Source organism: Pseudomonas canadensis (assembly GCF_000503215.1).
GTDB classification, from domain to species: Bacteria; Pseudomonadota; Gammaproteobacteria; order Pseudomonadales; family Pseudomonadaceae; genus Aquipseudomonas; species Aquipseudomonas canadensis.
This window is the reverse complement of sequence record NZ_KI628540.1, coordinates 121,782-140,333: the sequence shown is the minus strand read 5'-3', so window position 1 is coordinate 140,333 and position 18,552 is coordinate 121,782. Positions and strand designations below refer to the sequence as shown.

General features: G+C 60.9%; 19 protein-coding genes. 8 read left to right on the top strand and 11 right to left on the bottom strand.

Annotation, left to right across the window (positions count from 1 at the left end):
• The first annotated feature begins 62 nt into the window (after positions 1-62).
• Entirely contained in the window at positions 63-950 is an 888-nt protein-coding gene (locus U367_RS0128620) for a nitrilase family protein (protein WP_028619623.1), read from the top strand.
• A gap of 14 nt (positions 951-964) precedes the next feature.
• Entirely contained in the window at positions 965-2,137 is a 1,173-nt protein-coding gene (locus U367_RS0128615) for a hypothetical protein (protein WP_028619622.1), read from the top strand.
• Positions 2,138-2,188: 51 nt separating this feature from the next.
• Here U367_RS0128615 and U367_RS0128610 read toward each other — a convergent pair whose 3' ends face one another.
• The 8 genes from U367_RS0128610 to U367_RS0128575 all read right to left on the bottom strand — a co-directional run bounded on the left by U367_RS0128610 (position 2,189) and on the right by U367_RS0128575 (position 9,334).
• A complete protein-coding gene (locus U367_RS0128610) occupies positions 2,189-2,809 on the bottom strand; it encodes a transglycosylase SLT domain-containing protein (RefSeq protein WP_028619621.1) in 621 nt (206 codons plus the stop codon).
• Between the two features lie 70 nt (positions 2,810-2,879).
• On the bottom strand, positions 2,880-3,341 hold the full coding sequence (locus U367_RS0128605) for a RidA family protein (RefSeq protein ID WP_028619620.1): 462 nt from the start codon (positions 3,339-3,341) through the stop codon (positions 2,880-2,882).
• The gene (locus U367_RS0128600; protein WP_028619619.1) at positions 3,338-4,222 is read right to left on the bottom strand and encodes a PhzF family phenazine biosynthesis protein; all 885 of its coding nucleotides are present in this window, start codon (positions 4,220-4,222) and stop codon (positions 3,338-3,340) included. The genes U367_RS0128605 and U367_RS0128600 overlap by 4 nt, the downstream gene beginning before the upstream one ends.
• The gene (locus U367_RS0128595; protein ID WP_028619618.1) at positions 4,219-5,259 is read right to left on the bottom strand and encodes an ABC transporter substrate-binding protein; all 1,041 of its coding nucleotides are present in this window, start codon (positions 5,257-5,259) and stop codon (positions 4,219-4,221) included. Before U367_RS0128595 ends, U367_RS0128600 begins: the two co-directional genes overlap by 4 nt.
• A gap of 24 nt (positions 5,260-5,283) precedes the next feature.
• Positions 5,284-6,048 carry an ABC transporter permease gene (locus tag U367_RS0128590; protein WP_028619617.1) on the bottom strand — a complete coding sequence of 255 codons (765 nt, stop codon included), beginning with the start codon at positions 6,046-6,048 and terminating at the stop codon, positions 5,284-5,286.
• On the bottom strand, positions 6,045-6,863 hold the full coding sequence (locus U367_RS0128585) for an ABC transporter ATP-binding protein (RefSeq protein WP_028619616.1): 819 nt from the start codon (positions 6,861-6,863) through the stop codon (positions 6,045-6,047). Before U367_RS0128585 ends, U367_RS0128590 begins: the two co-directional genes overlap by 4 nt.
• Before the next feature lie 613 nt (positions 6,864-7,476).
• Positions 7,477-8,280, bottom strand: a complete 804-nt coding sequence (locus U367_RS0128580) for an AraC family transcriptional regulator (protein WP_028619615.1) — start codon at positions 8,278-8,280, stop codon at positions 7,477-7,479.
• Between the two features lie 85 nt (positions 8,281-8,365).
• On the bottom strand, positions 8,366-9,334 hold the full coding sequence (locus tag U367_RS0128575) for a hypothetical protein (protein ID WP_028619614.1): 969 nt from the start codon (positions 9,332-9,334) through the stop codon (positions 8,366-8,368).
• A 173-nt stretch (positions 9,335-9,507) separates the two neighbouring features.
• On the opposite strand from U367_RS0128575, the gene U367_RS0128570 reads away from it, so the two are divergent.
• Together U367_RS0128570 and U367_RS0128565 are read left to right on the top strand one after the other, a co-directional pair.
• Positions 9,508-10,998 (top strand): PAS domain S-box protein, encoded by a 1,491-nt coding sequence (locus tag U367_RS0128570; RefSeq protein WP_028619613.1) that lies wholly within the window; start codon positions 9,508-9,510, stop codon positions 10,996-10,998.
• Between the two features lie 107 nt (positions 10,999-11,105).
• The gene (locus tag U367_RS0128565) at positions 11,106-11,378 is read left to right on the top strand and encodes a DUF1652 domain-containing protein (protein ID WP_028619612.1); all 273 of its coding nucleotides are present in this window, start codon (positions 11,106-11,108) and stop codon (positions 11,376-11,378) included.
• Here U367_RS0128565 and U367_RS0128560 read toward each other — a convergent pair.
• The 3 genes from U367_RS0128560 to U367_RS0128550 form a co-directional block, all read right to left on the bottom strand.
• Complete coding sequence (locus tag U367_RS0128560) at positions 11,341-12,534, bottom strand: MFS transporter (RefSeq protein WP_028619611.1); 1,194 nt, start codon at positions 12,532-12,534, stop codon at positions 11,341-11,343. The genes U367_RS0128565 and U367_RS0128560 overlap by 38 nt on opposite strands.
• 76 nt (positions 12,535-12,610) lie before the next feature.
• Positions 12,611-12,919, bottom strand: coding sequence for an RcnB family protein (locus U367_RS0128555; protein WP_028619610.1), 309 nt, complete (start codon positions 12,917-12,919; stop codon positions 12,611-12,613).
• 140 nt (positions 12,920-13,059) lie between these two features.
• A complete protein-coding gene (locus U367_RS0128550; RefSeq protein ID WP_236639997.1) occupies positions 13,060-13,476 on the bottom strand; it encodes a nuclear transport factor 2 family protein in 417 nt (138 codons plus the stop codon).
• Here U367_RS0128550 and U367_RS0128545 point away from each other — a divergent pair.
• The 4 genes from U367_RS0128545 to U367_RS0128530 all read left to right on the top strand — a co-directional run bounded on the left by U367_RS0128545 (position 13,475) and on the right by U367_RS0128530 (position 18,532).
• Positions 13,475-14,032 (top strand): helix-turn-helix domain-containing protein, encoded by a 558-nt coding sequence (locus U367_RS0128545; RefSeq protein ID WP_010211306.1) that lies wholly within the window; start codon positions 13,475-13,477, stop codon positions 14,030-14,032. The genes U367_RS0128550 and U367_RS0128545 overlap by 2 nt on opposite strands.
• Before the next feature lie 11 nt (positions 14,033-14,043).
• Positions 14,044-15,390 (top strand): glutamine synthetase family protein, encoded by a 1,347-nt coding sequence (locus tag U367_RS0128540; RefSeq protein WP_028619608.1) that lies wholly within the window; start codon positions 14,044-14,046, stop codon positions 15,388-15,390.
• 34 nt (positions 15,391-15,424) lie between these two features.
• Complete coding sequence (locus U367_RS0128535) at positions 15,425-16,525, top strand: DNA alkylation repair protein (protein WP_028619607.1); 1,101 nt, start codon at positions 15,425-15,427, stop codon at positions 16,523-16,525.
• Between the two features lie 147 nt (positions 16,526-16,672).
• Positions 16,673-18,532 (top strand): DUF3857 domain-containing transglutaminase family protein, encoded by a 1,860-nt coding sequence (locus tag U367_RS0128530; RefSeq protein ID WP_028619606.1) that lies wholly within the window; start codon positions 16,673-16,675, stop codon positions 18,530-18,532.
• Positions 18,533-18,552: the final 20 nt, after the last annotated feature.

The following is an 18,552-nucleotide window of genomic DNA, read 5'->3' as shown; positions in this document are numbered from 1 at the left end:
TTGCTCGCCTCTTATAAACGCCCAACCGAATCACGGTTGTATAACAATAAGAGGTCACCGCCATGAGCGAACCAGCAAGCCCCGCACGCGTAGCCGTCATCCAACTGGACCCTCAGGTTGGCGTGAACAACCGAGCCAACAATCTGCGTCAAAGTCTTGCACTGGCGACAGAAGCGGCAAACGGTGGAGCGAACCTGATCGTACTGCCCGAGCTTACCAATTGTGGGTATTTCTTCAGCAGTCGCCAGGACGCCTTTGATCATGCCGAACTGGTTCCAGGCGGCGAAAGTGTGCAGGCGTGGATAGATTTTGCCTGTAAGCACCAGGTGTACCTGGTGGCAGGCCTGTGTGAAATAGACGGTATGCAGTTGTTCAATACAGCGGTGCTGCTAGGCCCCGACGGGTTTATCGGCAAATACCGCAAGGCGCATCTATGGAACCTGGAAAAGCTCTGGTTCACACCTGGTGATACCGGATTTCCAGTATTTGAAACCCCGATAGGCCGTATTGGCCTGCTGATTTGTTGGGATATCTGGTTCCCGGAGGTGCCACGTATCCTCAGCCAGCAGGGCGCCGATATTATTTGCAGCCTGAACAATTGGGTGTGGACGCCACCGCCGCTGTTCGATGAGGCAGGCAAATGCATGGCGTCGTACCTGACGATGACCGCCGCCCACGTCAATAACGTGTTTATCGCTGCCGCCAGCCGCATTGGCGAAGAGCGGGAAGCGCGTTACCTCGGATGCTCGTTGATTGCCGGAACCAACGGCTGGCCGATTGGCGCGGTAGCTTCAGCCAATCGTCAGGAAATCCTGTTCGCCGACATTGATATCACCAGCGCCCGCAGTGCTCCGATCTGGAACAGCCTCAATGACCTGCAGCGTGATCGACGCAATGATCTCTACGATCAAATGCTCGGCTACTCCCAACACCCTGCCCTTCCGCGCTGATCAGAGGGTGTGCTATGAAAACACTCATTACCGAAACAAGGTCCAACCGGTCCAGGGCAGATCTCACCGTCCTGATACTGGGGTTAGCCAGTGTGCTACTGGTGCTGTGGGTGGCGCTCAGCAACCAATGGTCCTGGCCAGGCTACGCCGAGATGGTCGCAAGCCTTCCCCACCCTGTTGCCTGGCTACGGTGGATAGTCGGGGATATCAGTGAAGTAGCCTTCTACAAGCACGAACTGGCATCGCTCGGTTTGTTGGGCGGCGCCTACCTGGCATGGTGGGCAAGCAAGCACGGTAAAGCCTGGCAGGGATTTTCTATTTCCTACGGAACAGGGTTATGGCCTTGGTTGGTAACCAGTTCACTGCTGGGGTTAATGCTGAGCAATCTACTGTGGGGCTGGAGCGTCACCGCACAGACGTGGCAACCAACGTTTGCGGCATTCGTCTCGTTACCAGCAGCCATGGTGCTGATGTTCGGCGGCGGCTGGAAAGTTGCCGTAAACGGTGCAGTGTTGGGCGCATTGCTGGTGACCCCCATTTGCCTGCTGATCGTGAACTTCGTGTGCGTTCCACTGGGTCTTCCAGTAGTGATCGGCAATGTGGTGGGCATGGCGATCGGCAGTGTCATTGCATTTGTAGCGTGTCGTCGAGTGCCGTCGCTGGTGAGTTCTGATTACACAGCCCCCGCCAAGCCGGCACCCGCGAAGCCGCCCACTTACGGTATCGCCTGGGGCCTGCGTCGGGTGTTGGCAGATTTCTCCGAAGCGCCATTTTTCGGAAACGAACTCGCGAGTCTCGGGTTGCTGGCAGGTGTGTTGGTGGCCTATGCACTGAACCCGATCAGCCCGGCGTATGGATCTGGCCTGGTTTTGCACCTGCTCGCGGCCCAGGCGCTAACATCGGCTCTGGGCGTCGTGATCTGGCGAAAACAGTGGATGAAACGAGGATGGTTTCCGACCTACGTTCCACTGGTCTCTGCAGTGCCAGCAGCTGTATTAACCCATGGTGGTAGTTGGACAGTCATCGGTTCAAGTGCTCTGCTTGGGGCTCTGGTCGCGCCGCCACTAGCCTGTGCGATTGCGGGCCGCTTGCCCGCACACTTTCACCCGTACATTGGCAATGTCACCTCAATGGCGTTGAGTACGTTGATGATAGTGCCTTTGGTGGGTTGGTTGATCGAGATGTAGCCCTTGCCCCACGCTGTATTCCTTATGCAGCGTGGGAACAGCTTTTCCCCCTTACAGCCAATGCCAAAACCGACTCCAAAACCCCCGCCCCAAATCATCCTTGCACCGCGCATACTGCGCCGCATACAGCTGTGAACGCGCCTGCACCTTGCTCGCCACCGGCGGCAGCCAGGCCTTGGCGGCGTAGGTGCGTTGGCGGTAGCCGCCCCAGCCTTCGTGGTAGTTCAGGTACTGGCCGTAGGCGTCGTATTTGTAGACGCCGTTGACGGTGTAGGTCTTGTCCATGTACCAACCGACAAAGTCGATGGCGTCGTCGAAGTCCTGGCGACTGGCGCCGCTGCGGCCGGTGCTCTTGCGGTAGTCGTTCCACACTTCGTCCTTGGCCTGGGCGTAGCCGGCGGCGGTGGAAACGCGGCCCCAGGGGATGATCCACAGCAGGTATTTGCGGGGGGCCAGGGCGTCCTGGCGGAAGCCGGACTCCTGGTACATGATGGCGAACGGCACCTGAATCGGCACGCCCCAGCGTTTTTGCGTGACGTTGGCGGCGTCGTACCAGTCGTCCTTTTCGCGGAAGATACCGCAGAGGTCATTGGGCGTGCGTGGCGGCGAGGTGCCGCACGCCGCCAACAGGGAGGTGAGTAGTAAAAGTCCGACGGCTTTGGCTGCGCTCAAGGGGCACCTTTGCGAGATACGCGTAAAAAGACCGGCATTTTACGCGTTCATTGAGGTGAGTGCCGATGTGTCATCCAGTTGTTTTGATAACGGCGGTGACCTCCAATTCCAGCATTCCGCCGCTGGGCAACCCCGCCACGCCGACCGCCGAACGTGCATGCCGGCCCTGCTCGCCAAACACATCAATCAACACCTGGGAAGCGCCGTCGACCACGTTGGAAAAGCGCTGGAAACCCTCGCCGCCAAACACAAACCCTCGTACAAACAGAATGCGCTCGACGTTCTCCAACCCTACCACCTGATCCAGCACGCTCAACGTGCGCAACGCGCAGGTTTGACCGGCCTGTGTCACCCGCGCTGGCGAGGTCTGGTCCGTCACCGGTCCGCTGATCACGCCATCGCCCAGCCGGCACACTTGTCCACTCACATAGGCCACACCCGCATGAATCGTCACCGGCACATAGTCACCCTTGGGGCCTGGCGCCTCGGGCAGTTGCAAGCCCAAGGCGGCGATACGCTCGCGAATACTCATGCGGGCTCCTCGACAAACGCCACATGCCCGCCCAACCAGCACCCCTGCACCTGCCCTGCCGCATCGTGACGAAAGCGCAGGGAAATCTGCGAAGGCCGGCCCATTGCGCGGCCCTGGCGGATGTACACCGGACGATCGTCAGCGGCCACCAAGCCAGTTTCCAGCAGGCCAAAAGACAAGGCCGCGGCGGCGATGCCGGTGGCGGCGTCTTCCGGGTAACCCGAAGACTTCGGGAACTGTCGCGCATCAAACTGGCGACCTTCAAGGTCCGACGGCGCGTAGGGATACAACCCCGTGGAACCAATGCGCTCGCACAGTTGCTCCATGCGGCGGAAGTCCGGCTTGAGGCTGTCCAGCACGGCCACGCTCTTCAGCGCGATCAGGGTCTTGACCCGGCTGGTGCGGGCGTTCTGGATCGGCAACGGCGCCAGTTCATTGGACGTGATGCCCAACACCGACAGAATTTCGGCCTCCACCTGCGGGTCGCTCAAGGTTTCAACCTGCCCTTTGGGTTGGCTGATTTCGACTTGAACGTGCGGCGTGCCGGCATTGGTAATCCGTGCATCAACCCGCCCGCTCAACGTCCACAGCGCCAGGCGCTCCTTGTGCAGCATGCCCAATTGATCCAGCAGCCAAATGGCGCCGACGGTGGCATGGCCGCACATTTCCATCTCATGGTTGGGCACCCAGAAACGCAGGGCAAAATCGAAATCGCTGCCGGCCGGTGCGGCAAACACAAAGCCGCATTCATGACCGTAATCGCGGGCGACTTGCTGCATATCGGCATCACTCATGCCGTCGGCCAGCGCCACGGTGGGCGCCGGGTTGCCGCCACGCGCGGTGGCGGGAAAGACATTGACCAGATGAACCTCGGGCGTCATTTCGCCTCTCCCTTGAGGGTGGAAACAGTTGGCGCCACCGCGTCGACGATGGTGTTGGTGTAGACCTGCTGCGGGTCGAGTGTCACCGGGTCATTCTCGACGGCGTTCATGAAACTGATGTTCTTCTCGACGCCGTCTTTTTCGATACGCGGCGTGGCCGGATAGGACGGCAACGAAGCCGTCCAGGCGGCGTCGAAGATCGCCGCATCGGTGTGGGCGAAGTACGGACGCACCGACTCGCGGGCCTTGTCCGGTTCGCTGGCGATCAGGTGTTCGGCTTTCCAGATAGCGCGCACCAGTTTCTCGGCGGTGGCCTTGTTGCTGCTCAACCAGTCCTCGCGGGCGATCATCGCGGTGAACAGGAAGCCGTCCAAGGGTCTGTATTCGCCCTTGGCCAGGTCCATCAGCACAAACCCGCCCTGCTGCGCCGCCGTGGTGACGGTGGGCGGCGACAGCGAGAAACCGTTGATGCTGCCCTGGGAAAACGCCGCCAGCATGTTCGGCGCACCGCCGATGGGCATGATGGTGAAGTCCTTATCCGGGTTCAGGCCGGCGTCCTTGGCCAGGTAGCGCACCAACATGTCGGTGGTGCTGCCGGGGCCAGTAACGCCGATCTTCAAGCCCTTGAGGGCCTCGGCACGCGCCGAGATGGGCGACGCGGCCGACACACCGGCTTTGCGCGCCGACTCGCCGTCGATCACCACGGTGCTGCCGAACTGGGTCTGCACGGCGGCAAACGCCTGCACGTTCTGGCCTTTGGACCGCGCGCGCACTGCGACCGCAGGCAAACCAACATAGGCATCGGCATCGCGACCGAGCACGGCCGTCAACGCCGCCGAGCCACCTTTTTGAAACACGATCACTTCAACATTCAGGCCTTCTTCGGCGAAGTAGCCCTGTTTCTGCGCGACGTAGATCGGCACATACAGGAAGCCTTCGCTGGGGAACGCCAGGGTGACCTTGGTGAAGTCCTGGGCCTGGGCGGCGGGCAGGAAGGCAGCGCACAACAGACCGACAATCACAAGACGCTTATGCATGATCAAGCTCCAAACCAGAGGGGGTTAAACCGCGACTTCACGTTCCGCTTCATTGGCTTTCCACGGCATCAGCTTGCTTTCGGCCACCTTCACCGCCGTGTTCAGGATCAGCGCCAAAACAATGATCCCAACCAAAGCGGCAAACACGCCGGCGGTGTCGAACTGCGAGGCCGCATCCGATAGCAGATAACCCAGCCCACGGTTGGCCGCGATGATCTCGCCCACCAGCGCGCCGATCAGCGCATAAGGCACCGACAACCGCAGGCCGGTGAACACCCAGGTGAAGGCCGAGGGGATCACCACCATGGTCAGCAGGTCACGTTCCTTGGCGCCCATCAAGCGCAGGATGGTCAGTTGCTCGCGGGACACGTTGCGCACGCCGCTGTAGGTGTTGAGGAACACCAGGAAGAACACCACCGCGGCGGTGAGGATGACTTTCATCGGCAAACCGATACCGAACCAGAGGATGAACAGCGGCGCCAGCGCCACTTTCGGCAGGCTGTAGAAGGCCGTCAAAAACGGATCGAGGATGTCGGCCAGCAACTTGGCGCGACCCAGTACAAGGCCTGCGATCAAACCTGCGAGAGAGCCGATGAAAAAGCCCAGCACCGCCTCCAGGGTGGTGATGCCGGCATGGTAGAAAAATACGCCATTGAGCAGGATTTTCCACAGGCTCTGGCCCACGGCCGAAGGGCGGCTGATGAAGAATTCCGCGCCAAACCAGCGCGACACGCCTTCCCACAACAGCATGAGGAACACCAGGAACAGCAAGCGATAAACCCGAATCATACGACCTCCAGCGAGTGAGCCAATGAAGAAGGGTCAGCGGCGCAGGCAACGTCGGGCGCCAGGCGTTTCCACAGTTCGGCGCAGAGTTCCACGTAGCGTGCGTCCGAGCGCAGTTGCACCAGGTTGCGTTCACCGCTCAGCGGGATATCGAGCACATGGTCGATGGTGCCGGGGCGACCGGCGAACACCACGCAGCGGTCGGCGAGCGCAATGGCTTCGTCGACGTCATGGGTGACGAACAGCACGGTCTTGTTGAGCTTGCGGCACAGGCGCAGCAGTTCGGTCTGCAGCGTCAGACGCATTTGCGCATCGAGGGCGCCGAAGGGCTCGTCCATCAGCAGGGTTTCCGGGTCGCTGGCCATCAAGCGCGCCATGGCCGCGCGTTTGCGCATGCCGCCGGAAAGCTGGTTGGGGTAGCTTTCGCCGAAACCGGTGAGGCCTACCAGCGCCATCAGCTCTTCGACCCGTGCTTCGATCTCGGCCTTGGGCACGCGGCGAATCTGCAGCGGCACCGCGATGTTGCCCGCCACCGTGCGCCAAGGCAGCAAGTGATCGGCCTGGGTCATGTAGCCGACCCGGGTGTTCACGCCTTTGACTTCAACGCCGTCGTAGTGCACTTCGCCGACCGTGGGGCCGAACAGCCCGGCGGTCATGTTGAGCAAGGTGGACTTGCCGCAGCCCGACGGGCCGACTAGGGTGATGATTTCGCCGCGCTGGACCTCCAGCGACACATTGCGCACGGCCACAAATTGGCGGCCCTCGACGTTGAAGCTTTTTTGCACGCCTGAAAATCGGATAAAGGGTTTTGCGCTCACCGCCCCTCCTCGTCCGGTACGCCGGACTTGTCTGTTGTTGGTGAGCAGAGGATGAAGGGATGACAGATTTGTGGCGCACGGGATCGGGCCGGATCATGCGCGGGATCGGGACACCGGTGATTGGGGTTGCGCCAGGAGGAACCGACTCGAATGTGGGAGCTGGCTTGCCTGCGAAGGCGGCCTACCAGACAACCACTACCTAACTGTCACACCGCAATCTAACTGTAGGAGCTGGCTTGCCAGCGATAGCGGCCTGACAGCCGACCACAATCTAATTGTCACACCGCAATCCAAATGTGGGAGCTGGCTTGCCTGCGAAGGCGGCCTGACAGCCGACCTGGATGTTGGATCTGATCGGGCACATATCCGTTATTTAGGTAACGGCCACTTATGGTTCCGCCCTTACGGCGGGTCACTTTTGGAAACGAGCCCGGAATGCCGGCCCAGCCAAAAGTAACCAAAAGGGCTCTTGCCCCAACACTCGGTATCTCGCCTAGGCTCGGTATGCCCGTAATCCGACAGGGATTTGGGGGGCCGCCTGAGATCAAAAGCCAGATCAAAATCACGATCACGATCAAGAACGGCTCGCTTCGCATTGTGGTTTGTGCTGGTGTCAGCTACGGCGCCATTCATCCGGGGAGATGCCCAACACCCGGCGGAACACATGGGCCAGGTGCGATGGCGATTCGTAGCCGACGTTGTTGGCGATCTCCAGCACTGACAGGCGTGTATGCCGAAGCAGGGTCTGCGCCCGTTCCAGGCGCAGCCGTTGCACATAGGCCAACACCGTCTCACCGGTGTGCTGCGCAAACAGCCGGGTCAGGTGTCGGCGGGACAGATGGAACACTGCCGCAATGTCATCCAGCCCTGGCGCATGCTCGAGATTGCCTTCCACGTAGGCTTTCACATCGCGCACCAACATGGCGCCATGGCGCTCGGTGGAAGAGCGTTGCAGGCTCGGCTGACTGAGGGAGATCGCCAGGCATTCGAGCAACAACAGGTGATCGGCCTGGGCCAGTTGGCGGCGGCGATCTACGTAGGGGTCGGGTTGGCTGAAGGCTTTTTTCGCCAGCAATAAATGGTGCAGCGGCGCGGAGGTTTGCCAGATGCCCAGGGTGGGCACGCGCAGCAGGCGGTTGGCGTCACCGGACAGGTCACGCAGGGCGTAGCGCATGTAGTCAGGGTCGACGTAGAACGCCAGGTGGCCCTGGCTCGCCGTGAGTGATGAGGAAGAATGGCTGCATTGCGGCGGCACCAGCACGAACTGGCGGTCGATCACCGAGGTGCTGCGCCCGCTGTCTTCGTCCTTGAAGCGCAGCAAGCCATGCTCGGGCACCATGAGCATGAACTCGTCATGGGCATGGGCACCGGTTTCATAGGCGCCATTGGAATTGAAGACGCTGTAGATATCACGCATCGCCAGGCACTGCCGGTGGGTATTGAAATGCTGACACTAGCATGTTTGATGCCAGTGAAAAGCAGCGTCCCTGCTGCAAGCATTGTTAAGCCAACGGCACTCGGCGCGTGGTCAGGGCCATCCGCCCTACCAGGAAGCTCAAGGCCGCGCCCAACAACAGCATGGCCAAGGTGCTCCAGGCCGCACGGGAGAGCTGTTTGGCCGCGACTTCGCCGGCTTCACGGGCTTTCTGCTCGGCCTGTTGCTTTAGTTCATCAACCTTCTGCATGGCCTGCTGATAGGCCTGGGCGTAGTTGTCGACGATCTGGGTAGCTTCTTCCTTGCTCTTGCCGGTGCGGGCCGCAACGATATTGACCAACGCGTCTTTGTCCGCTGCATTCAGCGCGGGCTCACCGGAAGCCTTGACGCGTTCGAACCATTGCTTCAACGCATCGCCAGCCTGGGCAGGGTTGCTGGCTGCGGCGGTCGCCGACTGCTTGCCATCGGCAGCGGCCTGGTCGGTTTTCTGTTCGACGTTGGCCGGGTCCAGTTCAGGCTTGCCACTTTGCTTGAGCAAGGTGTCCAGCTCGCCTTGCAGGCTGTTCCAGTCCAGTTGGATGCCCTGCTCGTTCAACTGCTGCTTGACGCTGTCGCCAATGCCCGGTGCTACCGCGGCAATGCCGCTGCCGGCAGCCGACAGGCCTTTACCTACCACATTGCCGGCGGTGCCGACGACACTGGCGGCCAAGCCCGCCAGCAGCCAGGTGGTGAGCAGCGTGGTGAGGGTCCAGGTCAGTACGCCGTGCAGGCCGCCGCGATCAGGGGCCGTGCGGCCGGCCACAAAGGCGCCGAGGCCAACAGAGACCAGGGTCGAGACAAACAGCCAGATCCCGGCGCCCGTGCCGAACCCACTCAAAGGGTTGCCGGCTTGCATGGGGTCGACGGCGCTGGCGCCGATGGCGGTGCCCAACACACTCAGCACCAGGTAACTCACCAGGGCAATTGCACTCCCGGCCAGTACCGCACTCCAGGACACGCGAAACGGCGAACGGTTGGTTTCATAGACAGGGGTCATGATTGATCCTTTTTGCGTTATTGACCGCCTCAGTCTGGCGAGCCAAGTACCGCTCGTCCCCGCGCAAATGCACCGGGATGAATAGTGCATTTGCACCCCACCCCAGGCAATTGGTCTGCACTATCCTGAAGCCCCGGTGTCGTAATTCCACGCGTCTAAAACCCGGAGAAACCATGACCCAGGATGTCCTCGCCAAAGAAACCAACCGCCGCCAACTGCAGCAGATTGTCTCCGGGGTATCCGACGGCATCATCCTAGCGGAAGTCGACCAAACCATCCTCTGGGCCAACGAAGCTGCGCTGAACATGCACGGCATCGATGACGTCGCTGCACTGGGTGCCAATACCCAGGCCTACGCCGAACGATTTGCCCTGCGCTATCGCAACAACCACCCGGTGCTGTTGGAGAACTACCCCCTCGCCCGCGTCGCCGCTGGCGAAGAGTTCAGTGACGTGGTGGTGGAAGTTTCCCCCACCGAGGACGCCGACAGAACCTGGGTCCATCGCCTGCGCAGCCTGGTGATCAGTGACTCCCACGGTGAGCCGGAATTGCTGGTGCTGATCCTCAGCGACGCCACCGAATGGGCCAGCGCCGAACAACGCTTCGAAAGAACCTTCAACGCCAACCCGGCGCCGGCGGTGATCTGTCGCCTGAGTGACTTGCGTTACATCAAGGTGAACCAGGGCTTTCTGGAGATGACCGGCTACAACCGCGACCAGGTCATCGGTAAATCCGTCTATGAGCTGGACGTGCTGGAACAGGCCGAGCGCAAGGACCTGGCCATCCAGCGCCTGGGCGAAGGTGCGACCATCCCGCAGATGCAGGCCGAGCTGCGCCTGCCTGAGGGCGGCAGCAAACTGGTGATCGTCGCGGGACAACCGCTGGACATGAACGAAGAGGACTGCATGCTGTTCTCCTTCATGGACCTGGAGCCGCGCCGAAAGGCGGAAATCGCCCTGCGCCAGAGTGAGGAGCGCTTCGCCAAATCGTTCCGCCTGACGCCCGTGCCAACCCTGGTGTGTAGCGCCGCCAACCGCCAGGTGGTGGACATCAACGAAGCCTTCATGAGCATCACCGGCTATACCAGCGAGGAGCTGATCGGCAAGTCCATCGAAGACATCGACTTTATCGACAGCCCGCAGGCGGCCGCGCAATTGTTCGCCAACCTGGAAAAAGCCGGCAACCTCGACGGCCAGGACCTCAAAGTGCGCAAGAAAGGCAACGAGGTGATCGACTGCGTGGTCTCCGCCGACACGGTGATCATCCAGGATGTGCCCTGCTATCTGCTGGTGATGATGAACATCACCGAACGCAAACGCTCGGAGCTGGAACTGGTGGCGGCCATCGAAGAAGTGATGCAGGACGCCTCCTGGTTCAGCCAGACCCTTATCGAAAAACTGGCCAACGCCAAGAGCGTCAACAGCCCCAGCCAACCCAATGTCGCCTTCACCGACCTCACCGCCCGGGAGCGCGATGTGCTGGGGCTGATCTGCGAAGGCTTGGCTGACAAGGAGATCGCTTCGCGCTTGAAACTGGCGCCCAACACGGTGCGTAACCATGTGGCCACGGTGTACTCGAAACTGGGAGTGCACAGCCGCAGTGCGGCCATCGTCTGGGCCCGTGAACGCGGGCTGTTTGCCGGGGAATTGCGCCTCAAGAAATAGACCGTGGAAGTACAAATGCACTAGTGCACTTAGTGCGAATTCGCCTTATTGCAGCGGGCAGCACGCCATAACCTTCAAGCATCGAACTTAGGCCTGAAGGAACCCGCATGTTTACCCTCTCTCAACTGCGAAATTGCATCGAAGAAGGCCTGTCGCCGCTGACGTGTGAATTCACCCTGTGCCGGGACGCGTCCCTGACCCTCAAGGTCTACGACGCCGAGACCGGCCGTGTGGATCTGGTGGTGACCGGGATCAGCACCAACCGACTGCAGACCCCGCAAGAAGTCGAAAAGATGGTGGAAGAATTGCGCTACGAACTGCAGAGCAACACCATGGGCAAGCTCACGCTGGATGACTTGCCTTCAACGACGCACCAATGAAATAGAATATCCCGCCTGCGACGATGAACGCCCCCAGCATGTAGAACATGTAGTAGGCCGGCAGGCTGGCCAGTACCAGCCCACACAACACCGGCCCCAACGCGGCACCCAGGTTGGACAGGTTCTGCGCCCCGTAGTACATGCCGCGCAGGTGGTCCGGGGCGATGCGGTCGATAAACATGTACTCGGCCGGAAACACGATGATCTCCCCCACCGTGAACACCACCATCGCCAGCACCCACCACAACACGCTGGTGGACAGCGCGAACCCGACGATTCCCAGCATGAACATGCCCAGCCCCGCGATCAGCCATTGGCCCAGGTAGCGATGCGAAATACGCCGCCCGATCACGTACTGCAAGGCAATCACCAGCACCGCGTTGGTGGTCAGCACGGCGCTGACCACGGTGTAGGTGTATTCGGCTGTGGTGGTGGTCACCAGGTATTGCGACAGCCACGCGGTGAACTGGCCGAAGACCACCGCACTGAGCACGCCGCCGAGGGTGAAGCAGACCAGGCGGTGATCCCTTAAGAGCACCCGCCCGACGGCGAGGAATGGCACCGGCTTTTGCGTGGCATCCACGGTGGTCAGGGTGCGGTCGCCCCAGCGCCAATACAGCAGGAAAAAGCCCACCCCCAACAGCGCCGAGAGGATGAACGGCAAGCTGATATCCAACTTGGCAATCATCGCCCCGAAAAAAGGCCCCACGGCATAACCGACATTGGTCAGGGTGTACTTGATGGAAAACACTTCGCTGCGCGCCTCTTCGGGCAACAGGCTGGCAAAGCCGGCTTTGACGGCGATATCGATCACCGCGTACGCGAGGTTGATCAGGATCAGGCAGGCATAGAACACCCAGAAATGCTGCACCAGCACCGTGCCGATAAAGCCCAGTACAAACAGCGCACTCAGCCCCAGCAACAACCGGTAGCTGTTGATGCGGTCGACAAGGAAACCGCCATACACGCTGAGCAACGAGCCGACGATCAGCGAGCTGCCGATGACCAGGCCAACCTGGGTGATGTCGAGGGCAAAGCGGTGGGTAAGGTAAATCACCAGGTAGGGAAAGGTGATGGCCTTGGCCAGCGTCAGCATGAGCGTGGCCGAAAGCAGCAGGTTTACGGTGCGGGGGTAGTTTCTTATTGTGGCAAGCATCCTGCTCTCGATCGTTGAAGGTAACGCGGCGTCTATGGCCGGTTACCTTAACCCAGGGCAGGCACTACCGACACGGTCATTTCTTGACGGGGGTGATCTCGAGAATGGTGCCGTTGGTGGTCTTGAGCAGCACGAATTTATCGCCTACCCGCGTCCATTGGCTGTCTTCCTCAGGCTGCTTGAGGCCGCGCTTTTTCCAGTCGCTGACCGCCGATTCCTTGCGCATCAGCATGTCCGGCGCACGGTCACCCTCTTTCAGGTCACGGGTGTTGATGTTCGAAGGTTGCACGGTTTCCTGGGGGGTGTCACCGGCCTGCACGATAAAGCTGGCGGTGGACAAGCTTGTGGCGACCAGCAGGCTGGCAATCAGGGATTTGGCTTTCATGGGTGCTCCTTCAATGAATGATGCGTACCCAGGTTCGGACCGCTGCGATGCGTGATCATTCCATCGGGCCTCTCACTGCCCCAATGGGTTGGGGCCGCTTCGCGGCCCAGCGGGAACAAGCCACCTCGCCACCGCAATGGCTAATCAACTGCCAAGGGTGTGCCTTGATGGAACACCATCTGCCACTGCCCTTCTTCTGCCCGCCATACCGAGCTGCGCAACGAGGTCCCGACTCCGTTCCGGTGACAGCGATAGGTGACCAACGCTACATGCTCGCTCAGCATTTTCACCACGAACTCGGTCATGCTGCGCGCAGAAAACACCTCATCCTGCAGCCCGTCGATCACCTCGGCCTTGCTGCCCCACACATGGCCGCTGGCGCCGAACTCAACAAAATCATCGGCCAGCAATCGTGCCAACCGCCTTGTATCCGAACGGGTCGCGCTTTGCTGTAGTGCCTGTTCCAGCCCGAACAAGTGCGCGTGTAAATCCATGCTCATTGCCTCCATGAAATAAATCCTGTAATTTTTCATGAAATTTATCGAAATAAATTTCATGACCCCACAAGAAGAACTCGCCACCCTCGCCGCACTCATCCACGACCTGCGCAAGCACAAGAAGCTCACCCTCGCGCAGTTGGCGCAAAAAATCGAGCGCTCGGTGGGTTTCCTGTCCCAGGTCGAGCGCGGTTTGTCCCGCCCGACCGTGGCGGATTTGACCGCCATCAGCCACGCCCTCGACGTGCCCACCACCTATTTCTACAGCCAGCCCAAACCCAAGGCCGTGGACTGGATCACCCGCCCCAACGAGCGGCGCACGGTGTATTACGCCAATGGCATCACCGACATCCTCGTCTCACCGAGCATGAATGGCGCCTTTTCGATGCTCGACAGCCTGTTGGCCCCTGGTGCCAACAGCGGTGAACAAACCATGAGCGATCGCGCCGAACAAGCCGGTTTTGTGCTGGAAGGCGAGTTGACTTTGTGGGTTGAAGGTGAGGCCGACTCGGTCACCCTCGGCCCAGGCGACAGTTTCCACCTGGCCAGCTTCGCCCATTGCCGCTACGCCAACCTGACCGACCTGCCCGCCCGCGTGTTGTGGGTTTACAACTAGGAGTTGCACCCGTGAAAAGCCATGCCTCCACGTTACTGGCCGAAGTACGGACCTTTCGCCAGAACCATCCCGATGTGCGCTACGTCGACCTGATCGCCCTGGACATTCCCGGGCACTTCTACGGCAAGCGCTACCCCATCGAGATGCTGGAAAAAGTCGCCGCCGGCAGCCCGCTGAAGCTACCGCAGAACGCCGTGCTGCTGGGGGTTCAGGGCGGGTTGTTCAAGATTGGTGATTACTGCTTCAACGACGGTGACCCGGATGCCAACCGTCGTCTGGTGCCAGGCACGCTCAAGCCGGTGAGCTGGGAGTCGCAGCCCCTCGGCCAGATGCTGATCACCTCGGACGGCACCGAAGCGCCCATCGAATTCGAACCCCGCGAAGTGCTGGCCAAGGTGCTCGAGCGCCTCCAGCACAAGGGCATCCACCCGGTGGTGGCGTTTGAACTGGAGTTCTACCTGTTCGACAAAAAGCTCGACAACGGCCTGCCACAATTCGCCCGTGACCCACTGAGCGATGACGCCGACGACCAGCCCAACTTGCATATCGAACGGCTTTCGCGCTTCGGCGAAGTGCTCGACGATATGGCGCAAACCGCCAAGGACCTGGGCATCGACATCACGGTGATCACTGCCGAGATCGGCCCCGGCCAGTTCGAGATCAACTTCGGCCACCTCGACGATGGCATGCGCGCCGCCGACTGGGCCGCCCTGTTCTGCCGCAGCACCCGTGGCGTGGCGCTCAAGCACGGTTACCGCGCCAGCTTCATGGCCAAGCCGTACCTGCAATACCCCGGCAGCGGCATGCATGTGCATGTCAGCCTGTACGACGGCGCTGGCAATAACCTGCTGGCGGCGCACCAGCAGCAACCGCTGCGGCACGCTGTGGCCGGCTGCCTGGAATTGTTGCCCCATTGCATGCCGATCTTCTCGCCCAACCACAACGCCTTCCGCCGCCTGGGCGGTACGGTCAACGCCGCTACCCGTGCCAGTTGGGGCTTTGAAGACCGTGACGCGTGCGTGCGCATTCCCGAGTCCGACCCACGCAACCTGCGCATCGAGCACCGGCTGGCCAGTGCCGATGCCAACCCGTACCTGGTGCTGGCGGCGATCCTCGTCGGCCTGGAACACGGCCTTGAAGCCAAGCGCGAACCCATCGCCCCGCTGAACGAGGACCGCAGCAGCGGCACCGACTTCCCCCTGGAAATGCTCGACGCGGTACGTGCCATGCAGCATCAACCGGTATTGCGCGATAAGCTGGGCGCCGAATTTGTCGACGTGTACTGCGAAAACAAACGCCAGGACCACCTGGCCTTCCAACAAGAGATCAACGCGCGGGAATACCGCTGGTTTCTCTAACCGCCACTTTCTCTAACCGCCACCGGAATCACCGATGACCGACCAAAGCGCCCCGGCCCTTAAGGAAATCTTCAACGTCGAACGCCTGCAACACATCGCCGATGAAATGACAGCGGTGTACCCGGCGTTCGACGCCAAGGGCTTCCTCAAGCACGCCAAGGCCGGGTTGGCCGAGTTGTCGGTGATGCAGCGCATGGCGCGGGTCAGCGAAAGCCTGCACGCGGTGATCCCGCTGGATTATCCGCAGACCCTCAAGCTGCTGCATGCACTGGCGCCGCGCCTGAACAGCGCGTTTGTCAGCCTGTTCCTGCCGCATTTCGTGGCAAGTTACGGGTTGCACGACTTCAAGCGCTCCATGGCAGCTCTTAAATACTTCACCACCTTTGGTTCCGCCGAATTCGCCATCCGCCACTTTCTGCTGCACGACTTCCCGCGCACGCTGGCGGTGATGCAAACCTGGTCGCTGGATGACAACGAACACGTGCGCCGCCTGGCCAGCGAAGGTTCACGTCCGCGCCTGCCTTGGTCATTCCGTTTGGCCGAAGTGCAGGCCAACCCCGAGCTGTGTGCGTCGATCCTCGACAACCTCAAGGCCGATAACAGCCTCTACGTACGCAAGTCCGTGGCCAACCACCTCAATGACATCACCAAGGACCACCCGGAATGGGTGCTCAGTCTGATCGAAGGTTGGAACCTGGATAACCCGCACACCGCGTGGATCGCCCGCCACGCCCTGCGCAGCCTGATCAAGCAAGGCAACACCCGCGCGCTGACGATCATGGGTGCGGGCGCCAAGGCCGAGGTGAAGATCCACCACCTACAGGTCACGCCGGCGGTGATCAACCTGGGCGACCGCATCAACCTGTCGTTCAGCCTGGAGTCCACCGCCACTACCCCGCAGAAACTGGTGGTGGACTACGCCATCGACTACGTGAAAAGCGCCGGCCACAGTGCCGCAAAGGTGTTCAAGCTCAAGGCGTTTACTCTCGGCGCTGGCGAACTTCACAGCATCCGACGTGAGCAACATATCCGCGAGTTGACCACGCGTAAGCATTACCCCGGCAAGCATGTCGTCCATGTGTTGATCAACGGCGAGAGGCTTGCCAGCGCCGACTTCGAACTGCGAAACGACTGACACAAATCAAAGAAAAGGCTCTAGAACGGGCCTTTCAGCCACATAAATTGTCGAACAATCCTGGCTTTCTCAGTTGCGATCCATTATCATCCAGCGCCTTCTCGCTACCCACCGGGTAGCTGTTTCAATGTGTCACCCGAGGCGCCCATGTACCGTTTTTCGTTTCACCGTCCCCTGATTGCCATCAGCCTGGGGCTTGTTGCTCCTGGCGTGTTTGCCGCGCTGCAACCCCTGGCCGAAGCACCACTGGCCAGCGACACCGAGCTGCACTGCCACTTCAACCGCGACGCCAGTACCGACTGCACCACCACCTACCGCTATACGATCCTCAAGCCGAGCGGCCGCGAAATGCTCTCGCGTATCGACTTCGATTATTCCGAAGGCGACACCTTTGAAGTGATCAGCGCGCAGTCCACCCAGCCCGGCGCCAAGCCAGTGGCGCTGGATGCGACGCAGATCGACACCCGCACCGCGCCCAATCCGGACCAGGGCTTCAGCCGCAACAAACAGACCTCGCTGGCCTTCCCCAACCTGCGCGTCGGCACGCAGATTCGCTACACCGTAAGCGAGCACCACGCCGCCAAACCCTTGATGACCCAGTTTCACTACGTGCTCAAATTCGGCGCCAGCCCGGCGCGGCGCGACCGGTTCAAGGCGCGTTTTACTGCCGAGCGCCCCATCCAGTGGCGCAGCGAACTGTTCGAGGGTTTCAGCGTAACGCCGTCGCAGAATGGCAAGACCCTGGACGTGGTGCAAAAGGCCCCGACCTACCTCAACTACATCAACGAAGCCTCCAACGCCGCGTTGCTGCGCATCCCGCGTATCGAGATAGGCAGCGCCCTGGAGCGCCAAGCGTACTTCGGTGCGTTCGCGCAGCGCTACAACCAGATCCTCGGTGCCAACCTGCCGCCACAAGGTGCTGCTGCCGTGGTTGCCGTGCGCGGTTTGGCGCCGGCCGAACAGGTCGCGGCATTGATGCAGCACATCAACGATCACTATCGCTACCTGGGTGATTGGCGGGCGACAGAGCGCGGCTACGTGCCCTTCAACCTCGCTGAAATCGAACAACACGGTTATGGCGACTGCAAGGACCTGGCAATCCTGCTGACCGCCTTGCTCAAGGCCAGTGGCATCAAGGCCGAGACCGCCTGGGTCAGCCGGGGCGATGTGGTCGAGTCGCTACTGATCCCCGGCACCCAGGCGCCGAACCACGCCATCGTGCGCGCCGAAGTGGACGGCCAGGTGTGGTGGCTCGACCCGACCAACCCGGTGTTCGCCCCCGGCCAGGTCATGCCCGATATCCAGGACCGCTGGGTGCTGGTCAACGACGCCCAGGGTCAGGTGCGCGAGGAACATATCCCGCTGGAACGCCCCGAAACCACCCTGCGCCTGGACAAACAGGTGCACTACGACAAACAAGGCGACGGCGCGACCCAGGCCACGATCACCTTCAGTCGCCTGCCGCTGATGCAGCTGAGCGTCGCCGACCGCCAGCAAGGCAGCACCGCCACCGACCAGGACATCTGCGCCAACTTCGGCAACGAGATCAGCGACTGCCAGATCACTCGCCCTGCCACCGGCTTTGTGGTGCATGACGGCTATACCGTCACGGCCAAAATGACTGATCAGCGTGCGCTGGAAAAGCTGGCGAATGACTACGTATATAGCGATGAATCGCTCAAGGGTCGTTGGGATGGTTTTATCAACTACCGCCGCCAAGGGCAGCAGGCCGAGCTTGATCTGGGCAACCCGCAAACCCATGACTACAGCATCACCCTGAGCGGCGGGCGGATGGAAAAAACCATCCCGGGTTGCCAGGTGCGGTCGCCGTGGTATGACTTGGACCTGCAGGGTTCGCAGGAGAATGGTGGGCTGCGTTATCACTATCGCCTGAGCCAGAAGGTGCGTTGGTTGAGCCGTGATGAGATTGTCAGCAAGGCGTTCGGGAAAATGATCGAGGATGCACGGGCTTGCGCGGAGCAGGTGCATCAGGTGGTGAAACTCTAACCCCTCTGTTGGGCAGGCCT